Source organism: Streptomyces sp. NPDC111520 (genome assembly GCF_055635295.1).
Genome location: NZ_JBVKBW010000004.1, coordinates 66983 through 88580, shown reverse-complemented (window position 1 = coordinate 88580; position 21598 = coordinate 66983). Strand labels below are relative to the sequence as shown.

Below are 21598 nucleotides of genomic sequence, written 5' to 3'. Positions count from 1 at the left end.
CCCGGCCCAACAGCCCACCGGCTCCCGGCCACCCGCTCCCCGACACCGCGACCCCACGGAAGGCCCGCCATGGCACCCCCCGACGCGGCACCCGCCGCACCGCCGCCCGGTCCGGACGACGGCCCCACCGCGCCCGCGGTGCTGGAGGCCGTCGGCATCGGCAAGCGCTTCCCCGGCGTGGTGGCGCTCGACGACGTCTCCTTCACCCTGCGCCGGGGCGAGATCCACGCCCTCGTCGGGGAGAACGGCGCCGGCAAGTCCACCCTCATCAAGGTCCTCACCGGTGTGCACCGCCCGGACACCGGCGAGGTACGGCTCGACGGCGCCGCCGTCGCCTTCACGCGGCCGTCCGACGCCCAGCACGCCGGTGTCACCACGATCTACCAGGAGGTCAACCTCGTCCCGCTGATGAGCGTGGCGCGGAACATCTTCCTGGGCCGCGAGCCCAAGAACCGCCTCGGCCTGATCGACTTCCCGCGGATGCACCGGGAGGCGGCGGCACTGCTGGCGGGCTTCGGTGTCACCGCCGACGTCCGCCACCCGCTCGGCAGCCTCGGCGTGGGCACCCGGCAGATGGTGGCGCTGGCCCGCGCGGTGTCGGTGCGCGCCAAGGTCGTGGTGATGGACGAGCCGACGTCCGCGCTGGAGCCGCGCGAGGTCGAGACGCTCTTCCGGGTCATCGGCGACCTCCACGACCGGGGCATCTCCGTCCTGTACGTCAGCCACCGGCTGGAGGAGCTGTACCGGATCTGCGACCGGGTCACGGTGCTGCGCGACGGGCGCCTGGTGCACACCGGCGACCTGGCGGACCTGGACCGGATGCAGCTGGTCGCCATGATGCTGGGCCGCGAGGTCTCCGAGGTGCGCCGGCACGGGCGGACCGGCTTCGGCGAGGACCACCACCCCGACCGCGAGGCGGTGCTCACCGCCTCCGGGCTGAGCAGGCGTCACGTCCTGGACGGCGTCTGCCTGGAGCTGCGCCCCGGAGAGGTGCTGGGGCTGGCGGGGCTGCTGGGCTCCGGGCGCAGCGAGACCGCCAAGGCCCTGGCCGGGGCGCTGCCGCTGGACTCGGGGTCGGTGACGGTCGCCGGGCGGCGGCTGGGCCGCCCCTCCCCCGCCGCCGCGATCCGCGCCGGCGTCAGCCTGCTGCCCGAGGACCGCAAGGCGGAGGGCATCGTCCCGGGCCTGTCGGTGCGGGAGAACATCGTGCTGGCCGCCATGCCGCGGCTGTCGCGGGGCGGCGTCGTCTCGCGGGCCCGCCAGGACCGCGTCGTCGACGTCTTCATGAAACGCCTGCGGATCAAGGCCTCGGGGCCCGAGCAGAAGGTCGGTGAGCTCTCCGGCGGCAACCAGCAGAAGGTGCTGCTGGCCCGCTGGCTGTGCCTGGAGCCGAAGGTGCTGCTCCTCGACGAGCCGACCCGCGGCATCGACGTGGGCGCCAAGGCGGAGGTGCAGGCGCTGGTGGACGAACTGGCCCAGGAGGGACTCGCGGTGCTGCTGATCTCCTCGGACATCGAGGAACTCGTCGAGGGCGCCGACCGCCTGGTGGTGCTGCGCGGTGGCGCGGTGGCCGGCGAACTGACGGGCGAACGGGTCGGCGAGGGGGAACTGCTGGAGGTCCTCGCGGCCCACGCGCCCGCGCCGGAGGGCGACGCGGACGCGGAGGAGGTGCGGCACGATGGCTGAGCTCTCCCCGGCCGTGCGGCGCGGCCCCGTCCGGCTCCCCGCCCCCGCCTGGTTCCAGGCGTACGGGGTGTACGCGGCGGTGGCCGTGCTGGTCCTGTTCAACGCCGTCTTCACCGACCACTTCCTGACCGCGGCCAACCTGCGCACCCAGCTCGTGCAGGTGGCCCCCGTGGTGATCGTGGCGCTGGGCATGGCGCTGGTGATCGGCACCGAGGGGGTGGACCTGTCGGTGGGGTCGGTCATGGCCCTCGCCGCGGCCCTGCTGCCGCTGTACCTGGGCTACGGGCTGCTGCCCGCGCTGCTGACGGCGCTGGCCGCCGGGGTGGTGGTGGGCGCCGTCAACGGCACCCTGGTGGCGGTGGTGGGGCTGCAGCCCATCGTGGCCACCCTCGCGCTGTTCGTGGGCGGCCGGGGCCTCGCCCTGGTCCTCGCCGACGGGCAGCTCAAGCAGATCGCCAACCCGGGCCTGCTGGGGCTGGGCACCGACGACGTCCTGGGCGTCCCGGTGGTCGTGCTGATCGCCGGTGTGCTCGCCCTGCTGGTCGCCGCGGTCGTGCACCGCACCACCTTCGGACGCCGGTTGGTGGCGATCGGCGGCAACCGCGCCGCGGCCGGGCTGGCGGGCCTGCCGGTGAAGCGGGTGCTGGTCGGCGTCTACGTGGTGTGCGGGGTGCTGGCCGCCCTGGCCGGGGTGCTGGCCACCGCCCGCCTGACGGCCAGTGACCCGTCCACCCTGGGCACCTTGATGGAGCTGTCCGCGATCACCGCGGTGGTGGTGGGCGGGACCCCGCTCACCGGCGGGTCGGTGCGCGTCCTGGGGACGGTCTGCGGGGCGCTGCTGATGCAGTTGCTGCGGGCCACCCTGGTCAAGCACGACCTCCCCGACTCCACCGCGCAGCTGGCCCAGGCCGTCATCATCCTCGTCGCCGTCTACGTCGCCCGGGAGCGCCGATCCCGATGAAGTCACTCACCACGCCCCGCTCCGCCGGGGCCACGCCGGAGCCGCCCGCGGTGGCGGCGGCACGCGCCGGGGACCGGCGGCGGCTTGCCGTACTGGTGCAGCGGCAGGGCGTGTTCGCCGTCCTGCTGATGCTCGTGCTGGTCTCCTCCTTCGTCTTCCCGTCCTTCGGAACCCTCGACAACGCGCGGAACGTCACCGTGCAGGCCTCGTTCCTGGCGATCGTGGCGCTCGGCATGACGTTCGTCGTCATCACCGGCGGGATCGACCTGTCGGTCGGCTCGGTCTTCGCGCTGGGCGGTGTCCTCGCGGCCTGGGCCGCGCAGTACGGGACGCTGCCGGCGCTGCTGCTGCCGCTCGCGGTGTGCGGCCTGCTCGGCACCGTGCACGGCCTGCTCATCGCGCGGGCCGGGATGGCCCCGTTCATCGTCACCCTCGCGGGGCTGCTGGCCGCCCGGGGACTGGTGCTGGCCCTGACCGACGAGGGCGCCGACACCTATCTGGTGCCGCACGGTTCGGCCTTCGCCGGGCTCGGGCAGGGCACGGTCCTCGGGTTCGGCCACCCGGTCCTGATCGCGCTCGTGCTGTTCGCCGCCGGCGGGCTGGTGCTCCAGCGCACGTCGTTCGGGCAGTCGCTGTTCGCCGTGGGCGGCAGCCCGGACGCGGCCACGCTGATGGGGCTGCCGGTGGCCAGGACCCGGGTGCTGGTCTACGCGGTCAGCGGGCTGCTCGCCGGCTTCGCCGGCGCCCTGAACGCGGCCCGGCTCTCCTCGGGCGTGACCATCATCGGCGTCGGCATGGAACTGGACGCCATCGCCGCGGTCGTCATCGGCGGCACGCTGCTGGTCGGCGGTGCGGGCTCGGTCAGCGGCACCCTGTGGGGCGTCCTGGTGCTGGCGGTGATCCAGAACCTCATCAACCAGATCGGCTCCCTCAATTCCTCGTACCAATCGGTGGTCAGCGGCGGCTTCCTTATCGTGGTGGTCGTGGCCCAGCGGTACCTCGCGCGGGGACCGCACACCACATGACCGTGCCGGTGCCGGTGGGCCGCGCGCGGCCCTCCGGCACCGGCCCAATCCGGAAGGGAGCGCCGTGGGCGTCAGCCTCAAGGACGTCGCGCAGCGCGCGGGAGTGTCCATCAAGACCGTCTCGAACGTCGTGAACGGCCACCCGCACGTCACACCCGCGATGCGCGCGCGGGTCCAGCAGGCGATCGACGAACTGGGCTACCGGCCCAACCTCACCGCCCGGCACCTGCGCAAGGGCCGCACCGGCATCATCGCGCTGGCGCTGCCGGAACTCGGCAACCCGTACTTCGCCGAGCTGGCCGGCGCCGTCATCGACGCCGCCGCGCGCCACGACTTCACGGTGCTGCTCGACCACACCGCCGGCGAACGGCGCAAGGAGATCCTGGTGACGCAGGGTTTCCGCACCCATGTGATCGACGGCCTGATCCTCTCGCCGATCGAGCTGGAGACGCCGGACCTGCTCGCCCGCACCGACGACTCGCCCCTGGTGCTCCTCGGGGAGCGCGAGTACGACGCCCCGTACGACCACATCGTGATCGACAACGTGGCCGCCGCGCGCAGCGCGGTGCGGCACCTGGCGGGGACCGGACGGCGGCGGATCGCCTTCATCGGCGCCCGCAGCGAGGTCGCCCGGCAGCCCGCGCACCTGAGACTGCGCGGCTGGCGCGAGGAACTGGCCGCCTGCGGGCTGCCGCACGGCGACGACCTGGTCGCCACGGCCTCCGGGTACGGGCGGGCCGACGGCGCCCAGGCGATGGCCGACCTGCTGGACCGCGGGGCCCGGCCGGATGCGGTCTTCGCCTACAACGACCTCCAGGCCATCGGCGCCCTGCGGGTGCTGACCTCCCGGGGGCTGCGCGTACCGGAGGACGTGGCGCTGGTCGGCTTCGACGACATCGAGGAGGGGCGCTTCGGCGCCATCACCCTGACCACGATCTCCCCCGACAAGAAGGCGATCGCCCGCCAGGCCGTCGACTGCCTCGTGCAGCGCCTGACCGGGGCGCCGGACGCCCCGCCGCGCCGGGTTCGGCCCGGCTTCGACCTGGTCGTCCGCGAGTCCACCCTGGGCCGCGGTCACTGACCGGCCGGGGTCCGCGCGGTCCGCTCCCACCAGCGGTCCGCGCGGGCCCGGGCCAGTTCGGTGTCGTACTGCCGCGCGTCGAAGTGGAGTTCCGGCGGCGGCCGGGTGAACGGCCCCTGCCGGTCGGCCCACTCCACGACGCCGCCGCTGCGACGCACGCGGACCGAGAGGCAGCCGCAGCAACCGCCGGTGCACTCGGGTTCGCCGCACTCGACACGGCGGCCCTCCATGGTCGCGGCCAGTGGGCCGGGACGGTCCGGCGGCAGCGCCCACGCCGCCAACGGGCCGCGTCCGCCGGGTCCGAGCAGGTCGTGGACGAGGTCGTCGCCGTCCACCAGCAGTTGCAGCCGGACGCCGTACCCCCGGTCCGGCGGCGAGGCTAGAGCGTGCCGCCCATCCGGCTGACGAGTTCGTTGAGGGTGATGCCGTGCGGCGCGAGGAACGCCGCGATCCTGCGGTCCTCGACCGGGTCGGGCAGCACCCGTTCGGCCTCGTCGGCGACCTCGGCGAAGCCCGCCTTGCGCAGCATCTCGACGAAGTGGTCCCTGGTGTACTCCACGCTCACCACCGAACTCCGTTCAGAGGGCGTCGGGGCCGACGCGCCGGGCCGCCCCTTTTTCGACAATCTACGTCCGCCCGCGGCGGCCCGCCCTTCCGGGGCCGCCACCGGTCGACGTGCCCCGGTGGCGGCCCGGGCTTCCGGCCGACGCAGGATCGCAGCCCTCAGCCGACCCGGCGGGCCCGTACGCCGTCGGCCTCGAAGTCGTAGACGTAGCGGTTGATCCGCAGGCCGTCGACCGCGCCGACCCAGTTGTAGTCGCGGCCCTTGCCGACGGCGATGCTGTAGACGGTCGCCTGCGGAAGGGCGTTCCGCAGCGTCGTGAGGTTGCACGGGCTGGACTGGGTGCACAGGGGGGCCAGTTCGTTGCCCGAGAGGAACCACTCACCGGACACGGTGGTGGCGTCGAGGAACGCGCTCCACTGATTCACCGGGGCGACGGCGGGCGGGACCCACACCATCGTGGAGTAGGTGTCGCCGGCGGTGAGCCGCGGGTTGATCTCGATCCTGATGTTCGGCAAGTTGCGGGTGCCCCCGTAGCCGACGTTCTCTCCGGTCTGGAAGACGTGGAACCCGAGCCTGGTCAGGTCCCGTACGCGGCTGCCGTAGAAGTCGAGCTCGTTGCCGAAGTCGACCTTCTCGCTCGGAGGAGCGAGCGAGGTGGAGTCGTCGGCCACCTCGATGCCGAGGCTGCCGTTGCCGTAGGGCGGCCTGGAGGGCGCGCCCGTGACGCCGAACGAGCCGAACGGGCCGTCCCGGAGGACCGCGACAGGAGAGCCGATGGTGTTCCGGGTGATGACACCCCAGTGGTCGGAGCTTATGGAGTCCCCGGAGTGGCCGTCCGCGACGGCGAACCCCGACCCCGTCAGGGCCGAGGTGACGATCGTGGCCAGCGCAACGGCGACGAGCGTCCTTCCCCGGCTCAAGCCCATACGAACCTTCACAACCCATTCCTTCCGGTTGGCCGAAGGGTCAGATGTGCCGCCCCGGCCGGTTCCCGGCGCGGCGCACGGCACTGCGGCACGACACGGCGACGGTCGCGTCGTGACCCTTCGCGTTTCAGCAGAACGTGGTGCGTGCTTGTGGTTCGTGCGTGGGGGTGGGTACGAGGTCAGGGCCCGTGCAACGGGAGCCGCGCTAGGGGCGTTCGGCCTCGGGGCCTCGGCCCCGAAACGCACAAGAAGACCGTGACACGTGGTCACGCGACACGCACTCTGGGTGAGCCGTTCGTCAGGTTGCGCCCCGCACCAACGATTTTGGCCACTAGGCATTTGCCTAATGGCTTTAGGTATGTGCATAATCCCCTACGGAAGAAGGGAGGCCCGCCGTGCCACGCGTAGGACTCACCGCCGAACGCCTGACCAGGGCCGGGGCGGAACTCGCCGACGAGGTCGGCTTCGCCCAGGTCACCGTCTCGGCGCTCGCCGAGCGGTTCGGCGTCAAGGTCGCCAGTCTGTACTCGCACGTCAGGAACTCGCAGGACCTCAAGACCCGGATCGCCCTGCTGGCCCTGGAGGAACTCGCCGACCGGGCCGCCGAGGCCCTCGCCGGACGCGCGGGCAAGGACGCGCTGGTGTCCTTCGCGAACGTGTACCGCGCCTACGCCCGCGAGCACCCGGGCCGCTACGCGGCCGCCCAGCTGAGGCTCGACCCGGAGACGGCGGCCGCGAGCGCCGGCGTCCGCCACGCCCAGATGACGCGGGCCATCCTGCGCGGCTACGACCTGCCCGAGCCGGACCAGACGCACGCCGTCCGTCTCCTCGGCAGCGTCTTCCACGGTTACGTCAGCCTCGAACTGGCAGGGGGCTTCGACCACACGCCGGTCGCCGCCGAGGAGTCCTGGGCGTGGGCGCTGGACTCGCTCGACGCCCTGCTGCGCGAGCGGCCGGCGGCGTCCTGAAGGCGCGCCCCGCCCCCGGCACCACCCGCACGAACAGGTATCGGACCATGAACACGCACACAAATCTGATCACCACTCCCGTCACCGAGGAGCTGCTGCGCGGCGCCCTCGACGTGGAACGCACCCGCCACGGACTGCTCCCGCACCGTCTGCCCGCCGCGGCGCGCCGGCAGATCCCGGACGAGCAACTGGCCACCGCGGAGGCGCAGCCCTCCGGCGTCCGGCTGGCCTTCCGCACCCGGGCCACCACCGTCGAACTGGACACGCTGCCCACCAAGCGCGTCTACCGGGGCTTCCCGCCACCGCCGGACGGCGTGTACGACCTGCTGGCCGACGGCCGTCTCGCCGCCCAGGCCACCGTGGCCGGCGGCAACGTCCGCGAGGTCACCGACATGGTCAGCCAGGCGTCCGAGCTGCACGAGGGACCGCACGGCACCGCCCGGTTCGGCGAACTCCCCCCGGGCGACAAGGACATCGAGATCTGGCTGCCCCACAACGAGATCACCGAGCTGATCGCCCTGCGCACCGACGCACCCGTCGAGCCGCCGGCACCGCGGGACCGCAAGGTCTGGCTGCACCACGGCAGTTCCATCAGCCACGGCTCCAACGCCGCGCACCCGTCGGCCGTATGGCCCGCCCTGGCCGCCACCGCGGGCGGCGTGGACCTGGTCAACCTGGGTTTCAGCGGCAGCGCGCTGCTGGATCCGTTCACCGCCCGGGCGATCCGCGACACCCCGGCCGACCTGATCAGCCTCAAGATCGGCATCAACATCGTCAACACCGACGCGATGCGCCTGCGGGCCTTCACCCCGGCGGTCCACGGCTTCCTCGACATCGTCCGCGAGGGGCACCCGACGGCGCCGCTGCTGGTCGTCTCCCCCATCCTCTGTCCGGTCCAGGAGGACACCCCGGGCCCGCTGGCGCCGGACTTCGACGGCGGCAGGCTGCGGTTCCGGGCCACCGGCGACCCGGCGGAACGCGCCGCGGGACGCCTGACCCTCAACGTCATCCGCGACGAGCTGGCCCGGATCGTCGCCCTCCGGGCGGCCGACGACCCCCATCTGCACCACCTCGACGGCCGCGAGCTGTACGGCACGGCCGACTACGCCGAACTGCCGCTGCCCGACGAGGTCCACCCCGACCCCGCCGGTCACCGGCGCATCGGCGAGAACTTCGCCCGTCTGGTGTTCGCCGACGGCGGCGCCTTCGCCTCGGGCGGCCGCTGACGGCTTCCCCTGCCCGGTGCCATCGACGCCTCGCATCACGGGATGCGGTCCATCGATTTGCCGCACCTTGCTGCGCGATCCACCCTGGGCAGCGCAAGCCCCGGTGCGCCCCGCCGGAGCCCGGCGGGCCGCACGGCACGCCGCGCGGAACACGGCGAACACCGGAAGGGTGGAGGCGTGCGCACGGACGCCGTGCGGGACGCGGCGTGAACGGCCTTCGGGCCGCCACGCCGGCCGCCGCCGGCACTCCGGCGGACTCCCGGGCGGCGACGGCGCCATGCCGGAGGAAGGACTCCCCATGCACAAGCCCCCCGAGCGGTTCCGGCTCGACCCGGCCGGCCACCGTCTGCACGAGGACACCGCACGCCTGCTGGCTGCGGGCCCGGCCACCCCCGTCGAACTGCCCGGGGGCGTCGCCGCCTGGTCGGTGACCCGGCACGACGTGCTGCGGCGGCTGACCGCCGACCACCGGGTGTCCCGCGACGCCCAGCAGCACTGGCCCGCACTCGGCGACGTGCCCGAGAACTGGCCGCTGGCGCCCTTCCTCGCCTCACCGACCGTGCTCAACGCCTACGGTTCCGACCACCGCAGGCTGCGCGCCGTCATGGAGCGCGCGTTCACCCCCGGACGGACGGCCGTGCTGGGCGCGAACCTCCGGCACAGGACGGCCGCCTACCTGGAGGCGCTCGGGACGCCCGGGTCCGGGGACACCGTCGACATCCGCGCCCGGTACGCCCGGGTCGTCGCGAGCGAGACGCTGTGCGACCTGTTCGGCGTACCCGAGGACCGCTGGGAACGGGCAGTGCGGGCGATGGGCGCCCTGCTGGAGCCGCCTCCCGATCCCGTGGCCGCGGCAGCCGCGACGGACGAGGCCATGGCCTTCTGGGCAGCGCTGCTCGCCGAGAGGACGCGCACGCCCGGCGACGACATGGCGACGACGCTGGCCCGGGCCCCGGACATGTCCGACGAGGAACGGCTCCTGGCCCTCGCCGTCACCGTCGCCGGAGGCGTCCCCTCGGCCACGGACCTCATCACCAACGCGGTCATCGGCCTGTTGCGCCACCCGGAGCAGCTGAGGGACGTCCTCACCGGCGCCGTGCCGTGGCCGGCGGTCGTCGAGGAGACCCTGCGTGCCGACTCCCCGGTGCAGCACATGCCGCTGCGGTACGCCGTGGAGGACATCGACCTCGGCGAGGGAGTGCTGATCCGCCGCGGCGAGGCGATCGTCATGGGCTTCGGCGCCGGCGGCCGCGACCCGCGCAGGCACCCGGAGGACGCGGACGCCTACGACGTCCACCGGCGCGACAAGGACCACCTCGCCTTCGGTCACGGCGTGCACCGCTGCGTCGGCGAACCCCTCGGACGACTGGAGGCCGCAGCCGCCCTCCCGGCCCTGTTCGAGCGCTTCCCGGGCCTGCGCCCCGCGGTGCCGCTGGAGGAGCTGAGGCCCCTGCCGACCTTCGTCTTCAACGGAAGGACGGAGCTGCCGGTCCGCCTGTAGACCCGAGCGGCTCCCCCGGCCGCGGCCGGGAGGAGGAGAGGTGGGAACCGTGGCGCACAGGAGTTCCGTGGAGATCGTCGAGGCGTTCTGGGAGGAGGTCTGGAACGGCCACGACGCCGACCGGATCGACGACTTCGTGACCGAGGACTTCGTCCTCACCCAGCCCGGCGGTTCGGTCGAGGGCCGGGAGGACTTCAAGGCGTGGTTCAGCGCCTTCCTGGGCCAGGTCGACGACCTGAGGATCGAGGTCGTCGAGACCTTCCAGAACGAGGACGGGAGCCGGGTGGCGTCGCGCTGGATCGTGCACGGTAGGAACAACGGCTTCCTGGGCACCGAGCCCGACGGACGGCCGGTCTCCTTCTCCGGCACGTCCGTCTGGGCGGTGCGCGAGGACGGCGGGCTGCGGCACAACTGGGTGGAACGCTCGACCTGGGAGCTCTACCAGCGGCTCACGGGCGCCTCGGAGCACTGAGACACTCACCGTCGTACCGCCGTCAGGTGTCGGGGGTGCCTATCCGGCCCCGACCGGGACGGACCGGGGCGTACCCGATCCGCCCGGCGCGGGGGTCAGATGCCGGACCCGGGCCCACGGTCCGCCGCGGAAGCCGCGGCCGCCACGGCGGGCCGGCCGGCGGCGGACACGGGCTCGGACTCGGGCTCGGACTCGGACGCGGACGGCGCCACGACCGCGGGCCTGCGCACGACGGCGCCCGAGACGGCCGCCAGCAGTGCGAGCACGACCACCGCGGCGCCGTAGACGGTCGCCGTGTCGTGCAGGCCGAAGGAGGGCACGGCGAGCCCGGCCAGCACGGCGGGGACGCTCAGGGCGAGGTAGCTCACGACGTAGACGGACGCGAACAGTTCCGCCCGCTCCGTGGGCCGGGCCAGTGCCGCCAGGGAGCGGAAGGCGCCGAGGAAGGCGGCCCCGAAGCCGAAGCCGGCGATCCCGGTCCCGGCGAAGAACAGTGCCGTCGAGGGTCCGGCGAGCGCCAGCAGGGTGAGCCCGGTGCCCACGGCGAGCACCGCCGAGCCGCCGGCCATCATCCGCCGCGGCGTGACGTCCCGGACGACCAGCGAGGCGACGGCCGCCACCCCGAAGAGGGTGGTCACGACCAGGCCGCCGACCAGGTGGCTGCCGAGGTGCAGCACTCCGGCGGTCAGGGAGGGGCCGAGGGCGAGGTACAGCCCGCCCATCGCCCAGGTGGCGACGAGGCAGGGGGTCGCCGCCAGGAAGGTCCGGCGGGCCTGCGCGGGCACGGCCGCCCTGGGCCGCAGCGAGGCCCAGGCCCCCGGGCGCGGCGAGACGGGATCGGGCAGGAACAGCACGAGCGCCGCCAGCACCACGAACACCGCGGCCAGCACGGCGAAGACCAGGTGGGTGGGGGCCGGTGCGTACTGCACCAGCAGGCCCGCGCCGAGCGCGCCGGCGGCGAGTCCGGTGGCCGGGGCCGCGGTGTTCAGCAGGGAGCCGAGGGGCGAGGTGGGCGACGGCTGCAGGTCGATGAGCCCCGCGCTGATGGCGCCGGCCGCCGCGCCCGTCGCCACGCCCTGGAGGATGCGGGCCAGGAACAGCGCGCCGACGCCGTCCGCGGCGAGGAAGACGACCATGGCCGCCGCCTCCACGACCAGCGCCGCGAGGAGCACCGGGCGCCGGCCGACGTGGTCGGAGAGTCCTCCGACGGTCAGCAGCGCCACCAGCAGCGCGAGCACGTAGACCGCGAAGACCGTGGTGAGCACGATCGACGAGAAGCCCCATTGGTGCTGGTAGACCACGTAGAGCGGGGACGGCGCGCTGGATGCGGCCAGGAAGGCGAGCAGGGTCACGGCGAGCGACCAGAAGCCGGCCGGACGTGGCATCCGCCGCGCGGGGCGCTGGGTGGGCATGGCGGTACTCCGAATGGTTCCAAAAATATCGAACCATGCGAGGGTACGCACACACCCGGCGATTGTTCAACTATTATCGAACCATGACTGGAGCCCCGCGGGAGCTGCCGCACCCCGACACCGTGGACCTGGTGCTGACCGACGTGCTCTTCGCGCTGAGCGACCCCTCGCGGCTGGACCTCGTGCGCCGCCTGGCCGACCGGCCCCTGGAGGGTTCGGCCTGCCAGCCCGTCAAGGGCGAGATCCCCAAGTCCACCCTCTCCCACCACCTCAAGACGCTCCGCGAGGCCGGGGTCATCCGCAACGACCCGCACGGTCGGCAGCGCCTGGTCAGCCTGCGCCGCGAGGACCTGGAGAGCCGCTTCCCCGGGCTGATCGGCGCCGTCCTCGACGAGCCGGGCGCCGCACCACCCGGCCCGGTCGACCTCTGACAGAGGCCGCTCAGCCGGCCACCGGCGACGGGCGCGAGGCCGCCTCCGCGTTCCCCGCGTCCCGGTAGAAGATGTCGATGTCGACCTCCTCGCCGCCGACGGTGACCGTGTCCCACGGGCCGCTGTCCCGCAGGGCGCGCAGCGTCTCGCTCCCGAGCTCCTCCAGCCGCTCCCGCAGGACGGCGTCGTCGGGCATCCCGGGGATGCGCGGGGCCAGCCGTTCCCGGATGGCGCGGAGCTGCTCCATCAGCGCGTCGACGTCCGCCTCCCGGTCCGGCTCGCCCGCGGCGGACTCCTCGATGCTCCGCGCGATCTTGTCCTTGATCGCCTGGCCCACGCCGTTCTCGTCGGTGGTGATCATCGCGTTCCAGGCGCGGCTCTTGTGCCGGTACTGCAGCATTGACATCGCCGCCTCGTGGCGTACGAAGTCCGCGTCGCGCAGCGCCCTGCCGCGCCAGGTGCCGCTGAGCGTGCGGGCGAGCGAGATCGCCGAGGCGAGACCGCTGTTCAGGCCCCGGCCGGGCCAGAAGTGGATGGCGTTGGCGGCGTCCCCGAGCAGGAACCCGTACGTCCCCGGGCCGGCCGCGGTCGCCGGGTGCAGGCGGGCCGTGAAACGGGGGCGCTGCACCATGTCCAGCCGGAAGGCGGTGATCGCGCTCAGGTCCTCCTCGTCGACGTCGAAGAGCGTCAGCCCCTCCTTGACGCGCTGCCAGAGCGCCGACCCCCTGATCAGGGCGGGCAGGAAGAACGTGCTGTGGGTGGAGCAGTGGAAGTCCCCGTGGCCGTCGCGGCTCATCACGCAGGGGCGGGAGGCGATGCACTGCTCGAAGACCTGCCGCACGGGGTCGATCCCGACGACCTCCCGCGCCTCGGCGTCGGTCAGCCGCATGTTCAGGAAGCCCTCGCCGCGCAGCGAGTTGAGGAGGAACCGGTTCTGCGCGACGGTCAGCAGCACGGTCGTGGGGTCGGGGAGTTTGGACCGCACGCGCAGGCCCAGCACCACGTCCTGGAGGTGCTCGCCGTCGAGCGAGTAGATGGAGGTGTCGGCGGTCCCGAACCGTGCGGCGAAGTGCTCGCGCGTACGCGACCGGCCGCCCTCGCAGATCGCCAGCACGTGGTCCCCGGCGACCGTCTCCTGCTGCTCGGCCGCGTCGAACCGGGCGGGGACCAGGCGGATGCGGTCGCGCTTGGCGTTCGCCAGGTCCAGCAGCGTGTCCTCGACGTAGGCGATGCGTATGTTGCGCGGGTTGAAACCGCGGATCGAGTCCGGGCCCGCGGGCCACATCTCGGTGTACGTGCCCTCCGCGAAGAGCCGGTCCTGCACCTCCTGGGGGAGGTTGAGGTACTGCCGGCTCTGCACCGTCACGACCTGCTGCCGGCGGACGTTGCCCTGGCCCTCGTCCTTCCAGACGACGCGGTCCCCCTCCTGGGTCCAGCGGCCGTCGTAGACGGTGAGGGAGACCCGCCGGCCCATCAGGTTCTCCAGCAGGAGGGCGAACGCCAGCCCCACCGGACCGCCGCCCGCCACGGTCACCTTCAGCACCGGCCCGGGCTCCTCCGGCTCCGCCGGCGGCATCAGCGCCTCCAGCAGCGAGAGGTCGAGGATGGTCTCCATCGCGTCGGCGGCCTCGAAGCCGAAGGTCTCGTCCCCGATGACGATCTCGTCGCCGGGCTGCAGCACGTGCGAGGTCACGTGCTCCCCGTTGACCCGCGTCCCGTTGCTGCTCCCCCGGTCGTAGAGCACGAAGCCGTGCCCCTCGCGGCGCACCTCCGCGTGCAGGCGGGAGACGCTGACGCTGGCGATCACCACCGTGTTCCCGGCCTTGCGCCCGAACGTGACGGGCTTGTCGCCGATCCCGAACCTCTCCCCTGCCAGCGAGCCTCGACGACCGACTATCTCAGGAGGCATTGGTCCCTCATCTCCACGTGTCAACGAACCCCGGGGTACGCACGCACAGTCCCTGGCTGCCCACCCCGCCCACCGCGGGAAACACCCCCGGGGCAAGACGACGCGGAACCACCCTCCGCCGGGTCGCCGGGCTACGACCGGACGGCCCGGCCGCCTCCGTCATCCGTCGGATTGACGCACCGCGGGAACCCGCCGCCGGGGCAGTGAAAGCTGCGGGAACAGGGGTACTGGCCACAGCGCGGGCGTCAGACCCACTGGCGCCACCAGCACCAGGCACACGCACGCCGATGCCACTACGAACAACGCGGACACACCTTCGTGCCACCTGTCCACGAAACGGCCCCTGGCCCCGCCGCAGCCCGGCTGCACTCGCGGCAACTGGCGCGCCCGCGCCGATGGGCCACAGTTCGCTGACAACGCATCCGCACGTTCTATGCGTTGGCCCGGCTGATCCGAGCGGGCTCGTTTCCCGGAGCCTGCCTCGCATCCGTGCCGACCGCGACCGCGTTCGCGGCGACGATCACGAACGTGGCCGCCCACGCGGCCGCGTCGAGGTGCTGGTCGAGGACGACCAGGCCGACGAGCGCGGCGAAGACCGGGTTCACGCTCATGAAGACGCCGAAGAAGTGCGGCGGCACGCGGCGGAGCGTCAGCAGGTCGGACAGGAAGGGTACGGCGGAGGAGAGGATCCCGGCGGTCACGGCGCAGACCAGGGCGGTGGGGGTGGGGGGATGCCACCACAGGGCCAGCGCGCCGGCGGGCACGTACGCCGCGCCGGAGACGGCGGCGGCCGCGGCCGGGCCCTGCAGTCCCGGGAGCCGTCGGCCGACGACGCGGTTGAGGGCGATGTAGCAGGCCCAGCACGCCGCGGCGACCAGCGCGAGGCCGATGCCCGGGTAGTCGGTGGAGGGTTCGGGGCGGGTCAGGACGACCACCGCCGCGGCGACGGCCAGCGCGCAGAGCACGTCGGTGCGGCGGCGGGAGCCGATCAGGGCCACGGACAGCGGCCCCAGGAACTCCAGCGTGACGGCGAGGCCCAGACCGATGCGGTCGACGGCGGTGTAGAGGGAGAGGTTCATCGCCGCGAAGACCACCGCCAGGGCCAGGACCGGCCGCCACTGCGCGGCGGTGAAGGACCGCATCCGGGGCCGTCCCGCCCCGCACAGCACCGCCGCGGCCACCCACTGGCGGACCGCCACGACGCCCAACGGCCCGATCACCGGGAATGCCAGGGCGGCGACGGACGCGCCGGCCTGGTTGGACAGCCCGCTGCCCAGCATCAGCGCCACCCCGCCGAGGCGTCCCGCACGCCGGCCGGGTGTCCCGGCCCGCGCCGTTCCGGCCGCGTCCGCCGCGAGGTCGCCGGAGGTCTCCGTCGTCATGCGGGCCACTGTCCCGCCCCGGGCGGCCGTACGCGAAATGCATGTGCCGCACCATCGATACGCTGGACGCATGGACGAGCATCGTGGCGGAGCCGCCGGGCTCGAGCTGCGGCACCTGCGCTGCCTGGTCGCGATCGTCGACGCGGGAAGCTTCACGGACGCCGCCATCGACCTCGGGATCTCCCAGGCGGCGGTGTCACGGAACCTGCTGGCCCTGGAGCGCGTGCTCGGCACCCGGCTGCTGCACCGCACCAGCCGTACGGTCGCGCCCACCACCGCGGGCGTGCAGGTCCTCGCCCGCGCCCGGGTCCTGCTGTCCGGCGCCGACGAGCTGGTCAGGGAGGCCGCCACCGGTCACACCCGCCTGCGCGTCGGCCACGCCTGGTCCGCCTTCGGCCGCCGCACCACCGAGTTCCAGCGCGTCTGGCGCGACCGGCACCCGGACGTGGAACTCCAGCTGATCCGGCACAACACCCCCACCGCGGGGCTCGCCGAGGGTCTGTGCGACCTCGCGGTCGTCCGCGCCCCGGTCGACCTGGACCGCTGGTCGCACGCCCTGGCCGGCCACGAACCCCGCTGCGTGGCCCTCGCCGCGGACGACCCCTGGGCGCGGCGCCGCAGCGTCCGGCTGGCCGAGATCGCCGGCCGCACGCTGGTCGTCGACCGGCGCACCGGCACGACCAGTCCGCAGCTGTGGCCGGAGGACGAGAGGCCGGCCGTCGAGTACACCCACGACATCGACGACTGGCTCGCCGCGATCGCCACCGGCCGCCGCGTCGGCGTCACGCCGGAGTCCACCTCCGCGCAGTACCGCCGCGACGGCATCGTGTACCGCCCGCTGCGCGACGCCGCCCCGGTGCCCGTGCGTCTCATCTGGCGCCGGCACGACCCGCACCCCGCCACGCACGCGGCCGTCGCGCTGGCCATGGAGCTCTACGGCGCTGCCGGCTGACGCCACCGCGGCACCCCCAAGACCTCTGGCCAGGGGTCCCGCGGCGTCATCCGTTCGGAGCAGCGGGGCGGCGGTGCCGCGGCCCTCGTCGCGGGGTCGCGACGACGGCGTGACCAGGAGCGCGACGGGCGGGGGGCGTTCACTCGATTTGCGTTCGACGCGGCCGGGAGGACGATATCGGACGGAGCCCGTTTCATCCGGTCCGGCCGGCGGACCAGCGTCCACCGGCCGTTGTCCGCGCCCCCGCCGGCGCGACGACCGCACGGGAGGGAGCAGCCGTGTTGATATCCGCCGTCCTCGTCCCGCTCATCATGCTCGCCGCCGTCCTGGCGCCCAACTGGTACCAGGCGTGGAAGGCGTACAGCGAATCGGTCCGGCTGCCCGTGCCCGCCCCGGATCCCTCCGACTCCGAGGTGCCCGCCGCCGGCCGCCGGGGCCGGTGGTCGTCGGAGCTCTCGCGGCTGCGGAACCGCCGGCCGCAGGACTGAGCGGCACGCGCCGCCTCAGTGCCCGCGGTGGTACTCGGCGACGGCGGTGAAGGCCTCCTTGGGCTCCCACGGCATCCCCGGGTACGTGGTCCCCGTGCGGTCCTCGAGGACCTTGACGAGGCCGTAGCTCGCCAGGTCCAGGTCCTCGCGGGGATCGCCGCCGGGGCGGTGCGGATAATCGCGGAGCGCGAAGGTGAACACGAAGGTGGTGTCGACCCCGCCGGCGTCGAACGCCTCCAGCAGCTCACGCAGGTACGCCGCCTGGCCCGCCTCGTCGCGGGCGTGGACGCCGTTCAGCCGCAGGGGCGCCCGGGTCCGCGGGTCGTACTCGACGACCTCCAGCCCGCGCGCGCCGGCGTCACCGGCGCCCTCGTAGGTCGCCGCGCCGAACTCGGTGACGGCGACCGGCTTCCCCTGGGCGACGAGGTCGCGGACGCCGTCGGCGAAGTGGTCGGCGATCGCGGCCGACCGGTAGAGGTCCAGGGACACGAAGTCGAACGGGGCCCAGTCGACGCGCTCCAGCGGCACGGCGGCGTAGGTGACCTTGCCGGCGAAGCGCTCCCGGACCAGGGCCACGGCCTTGCCGAGGAAGGCATCCACCCGCTCGCCGGCCAGGGCGATGTGCACGCGCGCACGGTCCGGTCGGGCCAGCAGGGCCACTCGTTCCCCGGTGCTGTCGCCGGGCAGGAACCCCTTGTTCATCAGGCTGAGTTCGGCGCCGGTCACGAACACGACCTCGGCGCCCCGGCGCCGGAGCCGTTCCGCGCGCTCGGCGCAGTCGGCGAACAGCGACAGCATCTCGTCCTCGGACAGTTCGAGCGGGTACGGCGAGAACCAGACCTCGAGCCCGAGTTCCGCGGCGTACCCGGCGGTGAGTTCCATCCGGTCCGGATCACCGCCCATGACGCGGACCGCTTCGCAGTGCAGTTCGTCCCGGATGACGCGCAGGTCGCGCCTCATCACGTCCGGGTCGAAGTCCTTGTGCCCGATCTGTCCGCCGAAGACGAACCCGGTGTCGTAACTGATGCCCTTGGCGCGCATGCGTCGCCCTCTCACCTCAGGGATTTACGGTACGGGTCGTACCTTAGTTGTCGCACTGCCGGGCCGGCAACGAGAATGGGAAGGTACGTGCCGTACCGATGAGGGGAGAGGCCGTGCCAGCGGACCCCACGGGCCAGACACGCCGGCGCGGAGCCGCGCTGGAGGAGGCGATCCTCGCCGCCGCCGTGGACGAGCTCACGGAGTCCGGGTACGCCGGGCTGACGATGGACAGGGTCGCCGCCCGGGCCGGGACCAACAAGAACGCGCTCTACCGCCGCTGGCCCCACCGACTCGCCCTGGGGATCGCCGCCTACCGGCGCATGACGACGTCCGTCCCCCTCCCCGACACGGGCGATCTGCGCGAGGACGTACTGGAGTTGCTGCGCGGGGCGAACCGCCACTGGAGTTCGCCGCTCGGCGCGGTCCTGCGCGAACTGCTCGCCGCGGCCGGCGGCACCACGGAACTCCTGGGGCAGTTGCAGGACCAGTCCGGCGACGCCGTCGCCGCCCCGTGGCTGACCGTCCTGGGCCGCGCGGTCGCCCGGGGCGAGGCCGCGCCCGAGGCGCTCCACCCCAGGGTCGCCACCGTGGCGGTCGTCCTGCTCCGCAACGAGTTCGTCGTGCGCGCAGTGCCCACGGCGCCGGACGACGTCCTCGTCGAGATCGTCGACGAGGTGTACCTGCCCCTGGTACGCCGGCGCGGCCCCGCCCCCGCCCCGGACCGCTGACGCTCAGGCGCGCGGGGCGGCGTCCCGCGTCGTGGCGGCCCATGTGACGGCGAAGTACCTGAGGCGTTCGTCCTGTCCCGTCGGCCGCATACCGGCGGCCGTCATGACGTGGTGGGACGCGGTGTTGTCCAGGTCGGCGCCGCCCTTCACCCGGGTGACGCCACGCGCCCGCGCGAACAGCAGCAGACCGCGCAGGGCTTCGGAGGCGTACCCGCTGCCCCGAGCCGACGGGACGAGGCCGTAGCCGATGGCGACGTCGCCGTGCTCGTCCGGGGGGCCGTGGAAGCCGATGCCGCCGATCGCGCGGCCGTCGTCACGGAGCCGGATCTCGTAGTTGCCGAACGGGCGGGGATCGCCGGCGCCCGCGCAGGTGTCCAGGAGGCGCCTGGCGGCGAACACGTCCCCTTCGGCCGGGTACCCGGGTGCCCAGCGGGCGCCGTCGCCCGGCTCGCCCGCCAGCAGTCGCCCGGCCTCGGCGGCGGTCATCGGATGCAGCACCAGCCGCGCAGTCACAAGATCGTCCATGACACGCAGGGATACCAGGGGGGACGCCCGGCCCGCACCGGGTTATCCGGGTGGCACCGGGCCGGGCCGCGGCCCGGGCTCGTCGAGGAAGCCGGCCACGACACGGTTGAACAGGGCCGCGTTCTCCCGGAACATCAGGTGGCTGCCGCCCTCGGCCGCCGAGAAGACGCGGGCCCGCGCGCCGGGGATGAGGGAGGCGACCCACTCGGTCGTGCCGGGCGGGAAGAAGCTCAGCTCGCCCCCGATGACGAGGGTGGGGACGTCGATCCGCGGCAGGACGTCACGCCAGTCGCCGCCCCAGTGGTCCAGGTGCAGCGTGGCGGCGTGGCGGGGCGGGAAGAGGCGGTTCTGCGCCACCAGCCACTCCACCTCCGCGTCCGGCAGGGACGGGCCGTGCAGCATGCCGACGATGGTGCGGGAGGTCGCGGCGGCGCTCTCGGGCGTCCCCCGCAGCCCGGTGGCGATGTCCCGGGACATCTCCGGGGTGAACACCGCGGAGGGATGCCCCTCGTCCCCGCCGCCGAGGGCCGAGGAGATCACGGGCGGCTGGTCGACCAGGACGAGGCGGGCGATCCGCTCGCCGCCGAAGAGGTCCCAGTAGGACCACACGACCGGGCAGCCCATGGAGTGGGCGAGCAGGCTCACGTCCCGCAGGGCCAGGGCCTCCAGGAGGTTGTGGAGGTCCATCGCCAGCCGGGCGATCCGGTAGCCGTGGCCGGGCCTCCCGGACCGGCCGTGCCCGCGGTGGTCCGGCGCGATCACACGGCGGCGGCTGCTCAGGCCGTCGATCTGCGGGCCGAACTCGGCGGCGCTCTGCGCGAATCCGGGAACGAGGACGAGCGGTTCCCCGGCGCCCGCCTCCGTGTAGCGCAGGCGCACTCCGTCGTTGGTGACCACCTCGCCCTCGCGGCGTTCCGCCGGCGGGGGACCGGCCGTCGCGTCGTCCATGGTTCGTTCGCCACCCATGGCAATCGTGCGCCGCCCCTGCGACACCTTTCCACCCTAGGCCCCCGGCGAGGTATGAAGGGAATCATGACCTTGCCATTCAGTGCGCTGACGCATCTGGAGTGCGCGCGGTGCGACCGCCGCCACGACGCCGACCTGGTGCAGAACCTGTGTGCCTGCGGATCGCCGCTGCTCGCCCGCTACGACCTGGACCGGGTCCGGGACACGCTCACGCCCGCGGACCTGGCGGACCGCCCGCAGACCCTGTGGCGCTACCACGAACTGCTGCCCGTACGGGATCCGGCACACGTCGTCACCCTGGGCGAGGGCATGACGCCGCTGGTGCCCCTGCCGCGGTACGGCGCCGCGATCGGCGTGCCGGGGCTGGTGATGAAGGACGAGGGGCTGATACCCACCGGCAGCTTCAAGGCGCGGGGCGCGGCCGTCGGCGTGGCCAGGGCGCTCGAACTGGGGGCGCGCGGGATCGCCATGCCCACCAACGGCAACGCGGGGGCGGCGTGGGCGACGTACGCCGCGCGGGCGGGCCTGGACGCGCTCATCGCGATGCCGGCGGACGCGCCGTCGATCACCCGGGCCGAGTGCGCCGCCGCCGGGGCCGCGCTGTACCTGGTGAACGGCCTGATCGGCGACGCTGGCCGGCTGGTGGCGGAGAAGATCGCCGCCGGGCCCGGCGTCTGGATGGACGCGGCGACGCTGAAGGAGCCGTACCGCATCGAGGGCAAGAAGACGATGGGGCTGGAGATCGCCGAGCAGCTCGGCTGGCGGGCCCCGGACGTCATCGTCTACCCCACCGGCGGCGGCGTCGGTCTCATCGGCATCCACAAGGCGCTGCTCGAACTGCGCGCCCTGGGGTGGCTGCGGGGGCCGATGCCCCGGCTGGTGAGCGTGCAGGCGTCCGGCTGCGCCCCCATCGTGCGCGCCTTCGAGAAGGGCGAGCGCACCAGTGAGCCGTGGCAGGACGCGCGCACGGTCGCGTTCGGCATCACCGTGCCCAAGGCGCTGGGCGACTTCCTCGTCCTGGACGCGCTGTACGAGACGGACGGCCGGGCCGTCGCCGTCGACGACGAGGAGCTGCTCGCCGACCGCGACCGGTGCGCGGCCGCCGACGGGGCGCTGCTGTGCCCGGAGGGCGCGGCGACGCTGTCGGCCGTACGGGTCCTGCGCGAGCAGGGCTGGCTGTCCGGGGACGAGGAGGTCGTGGTGCTGAACACCGGGGCGGCGGCCAAGTACCCGGAGACGTTCCGGGTCGACCCGCCGCTCCTGGAGCTGACCGACCGCATCCCCTGAGCCCGTGCCGCCGCCGGGCGCCCGGCCCGGCGGCGTACGGCGGCGACCGCCCCCGGACGAGGCACC

The 21598-nt window shown here is 73.7% G+C and carries 22 protein-coding genes; 13 read left to right on the top strand and 9 right to left on the bottom strand.

Features of this window, described 5'->3' with window-relative positions; genetic code table 11:
* Nucleotides 1-69 precede the first annotated feature (69 nt).
* The 4 genes from ACZ7MY_RS10895 (at nucleotide 70) to ACZ7MY_RS10880 (ending at nucleotide 4753) form a co-directional block, all read left to right on the top strand.
* Nucleotides 70-1686 carry a sugar ABC transporter ATP-binding protein gene (locus tag ACZ7MY_RS10895; RefSeq protein ID WP_499601029.1) on the top strand — a complete coding sequence of 539 codons (1617 nt, stop codon included), beginning with the start codon at nucleotides 70-72 and terminating at the stop codon, nucleotides 1684-1686.
* A complete protein-coding gene (locus ACZ7MY_RS10890) occupies nucleotides 1679-2647 on the top strand; it encodes an ABC transporter permease (protein ID WP_499601028.1) in 969 nt (322 codons plus the stop codon). Before ACZ7MY_RS10895 ends, ACZ7MY_RS10890 begins: the two co-directional genes overlap by 8 nt.
* Nucleotides 2644-3672, top strand: coding sequence for an ABC transporter permease (locus tag ACZ7MY_RS10885; protein ID WP_499601027.1), 1029 nt, complete (start codon nucleotides 2644-2646; stop codon nucleotides 3670-3672). Before ACZ7MY_RS10890 ends, ACZ7MY_RS10885 begins: the two co-directional genes overlap by 4 nt.
* A 64-nt stretch (nucleotides 3673-3736) precedes the next feature.
* Nucleotides 3737-4753 carry a LacI family DNA-binding transcriptional regulator gene (locus ACZ7MY_RS10880; RefSeq protein ID WP_499601026.1) on the top strand — a complete coding sequence of 339 codons (1017 nt, stop codon included), beginning with the start codon at nucleotides 3737-3739 and terminating at the stop codon, nucleotides 4751-4753.
* Here the strand turns inward: ACZ7MY_RS10880 and ACZ7MY_RS10875 are convergent.
* The 3 genes from ACZ7MY_RS10875 to ACZ7MY_RS10865 form a co-directional block, all read right to left on the bottom strand.
* Entirely contained in the window at nucleotides 4747-5088 is a 342-nt protein-coding gene (locus ACZ7MY_RS10875) for a hypothetical protein (protein ID WP_499601025.1), read from the bottom strand. The genes ACZ7MY_RS10880 and ACZ7MY_RS10875 overlap by 7 nt on opposite strands.
* Nucleotides 5089-5132: 44 nt before the next feature.
* Nucleotides 5133-5312 (bottom strand): hypothetical protein, encoded by a 180-nt coding sequence (locus ACZ7MY_RS10870; protein ID WP_499601024.1) that lies wholly within the window; start codon nucleotides 5310-5312, stop codon nucleotides 5133-5135.
* A 164-nt stretch (nucleotides 5313-5476) separates the two neighbouring features.
* A complete protein-coding gene (locus tag ACZ7MY_RS10865) occupies nucleotides 5477-6244 on the bottom strand; it encodes a hypothetical protein (RefSeq protein WP_499601315.1) in 768 nt (255 codons plus the stop codon).
* 395 nt (nucleotides 6245-6639) lie between these two features.
* On the opposite strand from ACZ7MY_RS10865, the gene ACZ7MY_RS10860 reads away from it, so the two are divergent.
* The 4 genes from ACZ7MY_RS10860 to ACZ7MY_RS10845 all read left to right on the top strand — a co-directional run bounded on the left by ACZ7MY_RS10860 (nucleotide 6640) and on the right by ACZ7MY_RS10845 (nucleotide 10411).
* Entirely contained in the window at nucleotides 6640-7212 is a 573-nt protein-coding gene (locus tag ACZ7MY_RS10860) for a TetR/AcrR family transcriptional regulator (RefSeq protein WP_499601023.1), read from the top strand.
* A 47-nt stretch (nucleotides 7213-7259) separates the two neighbouring features.
* A complete protein-coding gene (locus ACZ7MY_RS10855; RefSeq protein WP_499601022.1) occupies nucleotides 7260-8438 on the top strand; it encodes a GDSL-type esterase/lipase family protein in 1179 nt (392 codons plus the stop codon).
* A 298-nt stretch (nucleotides 8439-8736) separates the two neighbouring features.
* Complete coding sequence (locus ACZ7MY_RS10850) at nucleotides 8737-9939, top strand: cytochrome P450 (RefSeq protein ID WP_499601021.1); 1203 nt, start codon at nucleotides 8737-8739, stop codon at nucleotides 9937-9939.
* 49 nt (nucleotides 9940-9988) lie between these two features.
* Complete coding sequence (locus ACZ7MY_RS10845) at nucleotides 9989-10411, top strand: ester cyclase (protein WP_499601020.1); 423 nt, start codon at nucleotides 9989-9991, stop codon at nucleotides 10409-10411.
* 95 nt (nucleotides 10412-10506) lie between these two features.
* Here the strand turns inward: ACZ7MY_RS10845 and ACZ7MY_RS10840 are convergent, their stop codons facing one another.
* Complete coding sequence (locus tag ACZ7MY_RS10840) at nucleotides 10507-11823, bottom strand: MFS transporter (protein WP_499601019.1); 1317 nt, start codon at nucleotides 11821-11823, stop codon at nucleotides 10507-10509.
* An 83-nt stretch (nucleotides 11824-11906) separates the two neighbouring features.
* Here ACZ7MY_RS10840 and ACZ7MY_RS10835 point away from each other — a divergent pair, with 83 nt between their 5' ends.
* Nucleotides 11907-12254, top strand: coding sequence for an ArsR/SmtB family transcription factor (locus ACZ7MY_RS10835; RefSeq protein WP_499601018.1), 348 nt, complete (start codon nucleotides 11907-11909; stop codon nucleotides 12252-12254).
* A 10-nt stretch (nucleotides 12255-12264) separates the two neighbouring features.
* Here ACZ7MY_RS10835 and ACZ7MY_RS10830 read toward each other — a convergent pair whose 3' ends face one another.
* Nucleotides 12265-14163: an FHA domain-containing protein gene (locus ACZ7MY_RS10830; protein ID WP_499601017.1), complete on the bottom strand. Its 1899-nt coding sequence runs from the start codon at nucleotides 14161-14163 to the stop codon at nucleotides 12265-12267.
* Between the two features lie 431 nt (nucleotides 14164-14594).
* A complete protein-coding gene (locus tag ACZ7MY_RS10825) occupies nucleotides 14595-15545 on the bottom strand; it encodes an EamA family transporter (RefSeq protein WP_499601016.1) in 951 nt (316 codons plus the stop codon).
* 70 nt (nucleotides 15546-15615) lie between these two features.
* Between ACZ7MY_RS10825 and ACZ7MY_RS10820 the strand changes: the two genes are divergently transcribed.
* Nucleotides 15616-16497: a LysR family transcriptional regulator gene (locus tag ACZ7MY_RS10820; protein ID WP_499601015.1), complete on the top strand. Its 882-nt coding sequence runs from the start codon at nucleotides 15616-15618 to the stop codon at nucleotides 16495-16497.
* 278 nt (nucleotides 16498-16775) lie between these two features.
* Nucleotides 16776-16985 (top strand): hypothetical protein, encoded by a 210-nt coding sequence (locus tag ACZ7MY_RS10815; protein ID WP_499601014.1) that lies wholly within the window; start codon nucleotides 16776-16778, stop codon nucleotides 16983-16985.
* A gap of 15 nt (nucleotides 16986-17000) precedes the next feature.
* On the opposite strand, the gene ACZ7MY_RS10810 is transcribed toward ACZ7MY_RS10815, so the two are convergent.
* Complete coding sequence (locus tag ACZ7MY_RS10810) at nucleotides 17001-18026, bottom strand: hypothetical protein (RefSeq protein WP_499601013.1); 1026 nt, start codon at nucleotides 18024-18026, stop codon at nucleotides 17001-17003.
* A 113-nt stretch (nucleotides 18027-18139) separates the two neighbouring features.
* Between ACZ7MY_RS10810 and ACZ7MY_RS10805 the strand changes: the two genes are divergently transcribed.
* Nucleotides 18140-18754 carry a TetR/AcrR family transcriptional regulator gene (locus ACZ7MY_RS10805; protein WP_499601012.1) on the top strand — a complete coding sequence of 205 codons (615 nt, stop codon included), beginning with the start codon at nucleotides 18140-18142 and terminating at the stop codon, nucleotides 18752-18754.
* Between the two features lie 3 nt (nucleotides 18755-18757).
* On the opposite strand, the gene ACZ7MY_RS10800 is transcribed toward ACZ7MY_RS10805, so the two are convergent.
* Both ACZ7MY_RS10800 and ACZ7MY_RS10795 read right to left on the bottom strand, forming a co-directional pair.
* Nucleotides 18758-19279, bottom strand: a complete 522-nt coding sequence (locus ACZ7MY_RS10800) for a GNAT family N-acetyltransferase (protein WP_499601011.1) — start codon at nucleotides 19277-19279, stop codon at nucleotides 18758-18760.
* Nucleotides 19280-19321: 42 nt separating this feature from the next.
* The gene (locus ACZ7MY_RS10795) at nucleotides 19322-20245 is read right to left on the bottom strand and encodes an alpha/beta fold hydrolase (RefSeq protein ID WP_499601010.1); all 924 of its coding nucleotides are present in this window, start codon (nucleotides 20243-20245) and stop codon (nucleotides 19322-19324) included.
* Nucleotides 20246-20311: 66 nt separating this feature from the next.
* Here ACZ7MY_RS10795 and ACZ7MY_RS10790 point away from each other — a divergent pair, with 66 nt between their 5' ends.
* The gene (locus ACZ7MY_RS10790; protein ID WP_499601009.1) at nucleotides 20312-21532 is read left to right on the top strand and encodes a threonine synthase; all 1221 of its coding nucleotides are present in this window, start codon (nucleotides 20312-20314) and stop codon (nucleotides 21530-21532) included.
* The last annotated feature ends 66 nt before the right edge of the window (nucleotides 21533-21598 follow it).

Bases quoted from the DNA above. Each gene is read 5' to 3' on its own strand.
- ACZ7MY_RS10895 (WP_499601029.1), top strand. From the start codon at position 70: ATGGCACCCCCCGACGCGGCACCCGCCGCACCGCCGCCCGGTCCGGAC.
- ACZ7MY_RS10890 (WP_499601028.1), top strand. From the start codon at position 1,679: ATGGCTGAGCTCTCCCCGGCCGTGCGGCGCGGCCCCGTCCGGCTCCCC.
- ACZ7MY_RS10885 (WP_499601027.1), top strand. From the start codon at position 2,644: ATGAAGTCACTCACCACGCCCCGCTCCGCCGGGGCCACGCCGGAGCCG.
- ACZ7MY_RS10865 (WP_499601315.1), bottom strand. From the start codon at position 6,244: ATGGGCTTGAGCCGGGGAAGGACGCTCGTCGCCGTTGCGCTGGCCACG.
- ACZ7MY_RS10855 (WP_499601022.1), top strand. From the start codon at position 7,260: ATGAACACGCACACAAATCTGATCACCACTCCCGTCACCGAGGAGCTG.
- ACZ7MY_RS10850 (WP_499601021.1), top strand. From the start codon at position 8,737: ATGCACAAGCCCCCCGAGCGGTTCCGGCTCGACCCGGCCGGCCACCGT.
- ACZ7MY_RS10840 (WP_499601019.1), bottom strand. From the start codon at position 11,823: ATGCCCACCCAGCGCCCCGCGCGGCGGATGCCACGTCCGGCCGGCTTC.
- ACZ7MY_RS10835 (WP_499601018.1), top strand. From the start codon at position 11,907: ATGACTGGAGCCCCGCGGGAGCTGCCGCACCCCGACACCGTGGACCTG.
- ACZ7MY_RS10830 (WP_499601017.1), bottom strand. From the start codon at position 14,163: ATGCCTCCTGAGATAGTCGGTCGTCGAGGCTCGCTGGCAGGGGAGAGG.
- ACZ7MY_RS10825 (WP_499601016.1), bottom strand. From the start codon at position 15,545: ATGACGACGGAGACCTCCGGCGACCTCGCGGCGGACGCGGCCGGAACG.
- ACZ7MY_RS10820 (WP_499601015.1), top strand. From the start codon at position 15,616: ATGGACGAGCATCGTGGCGGAGCCGCCGGGCTCGAGCTGCGGCACCTG.
- ACZ7MY_RS10810 (WP_499601013.1), bottom strand. From the start codon at position 18,026: ATGCGCGCCAAGGGCATCAGTTACGACACCGGGTTCGTCTTCGGCGGA.
- ACZ7MY_RS10800 (WP_499601011.1), bottom strand. From the start codon at position 19,279: ATGGACGATCTTGTGACTGCGCGGCTGGTGCTGCATCCGATGACCGCC.
- ACZ7MY_RS10795 (WP_499601010.1), bottom strand. From the start codon at position 20,245: ATGGGTGGCGAACGAACCATGGACGACGCGACGGCCGGTCCCCCGCCG.
- ACZ7MY_RS10790 (WP_499601009.1), top strand. From the start codon at position 20,312: ATGACCTTGCCATTCAGTGCGCTGACGCATCTGGAGTGCGCGCGGTGC.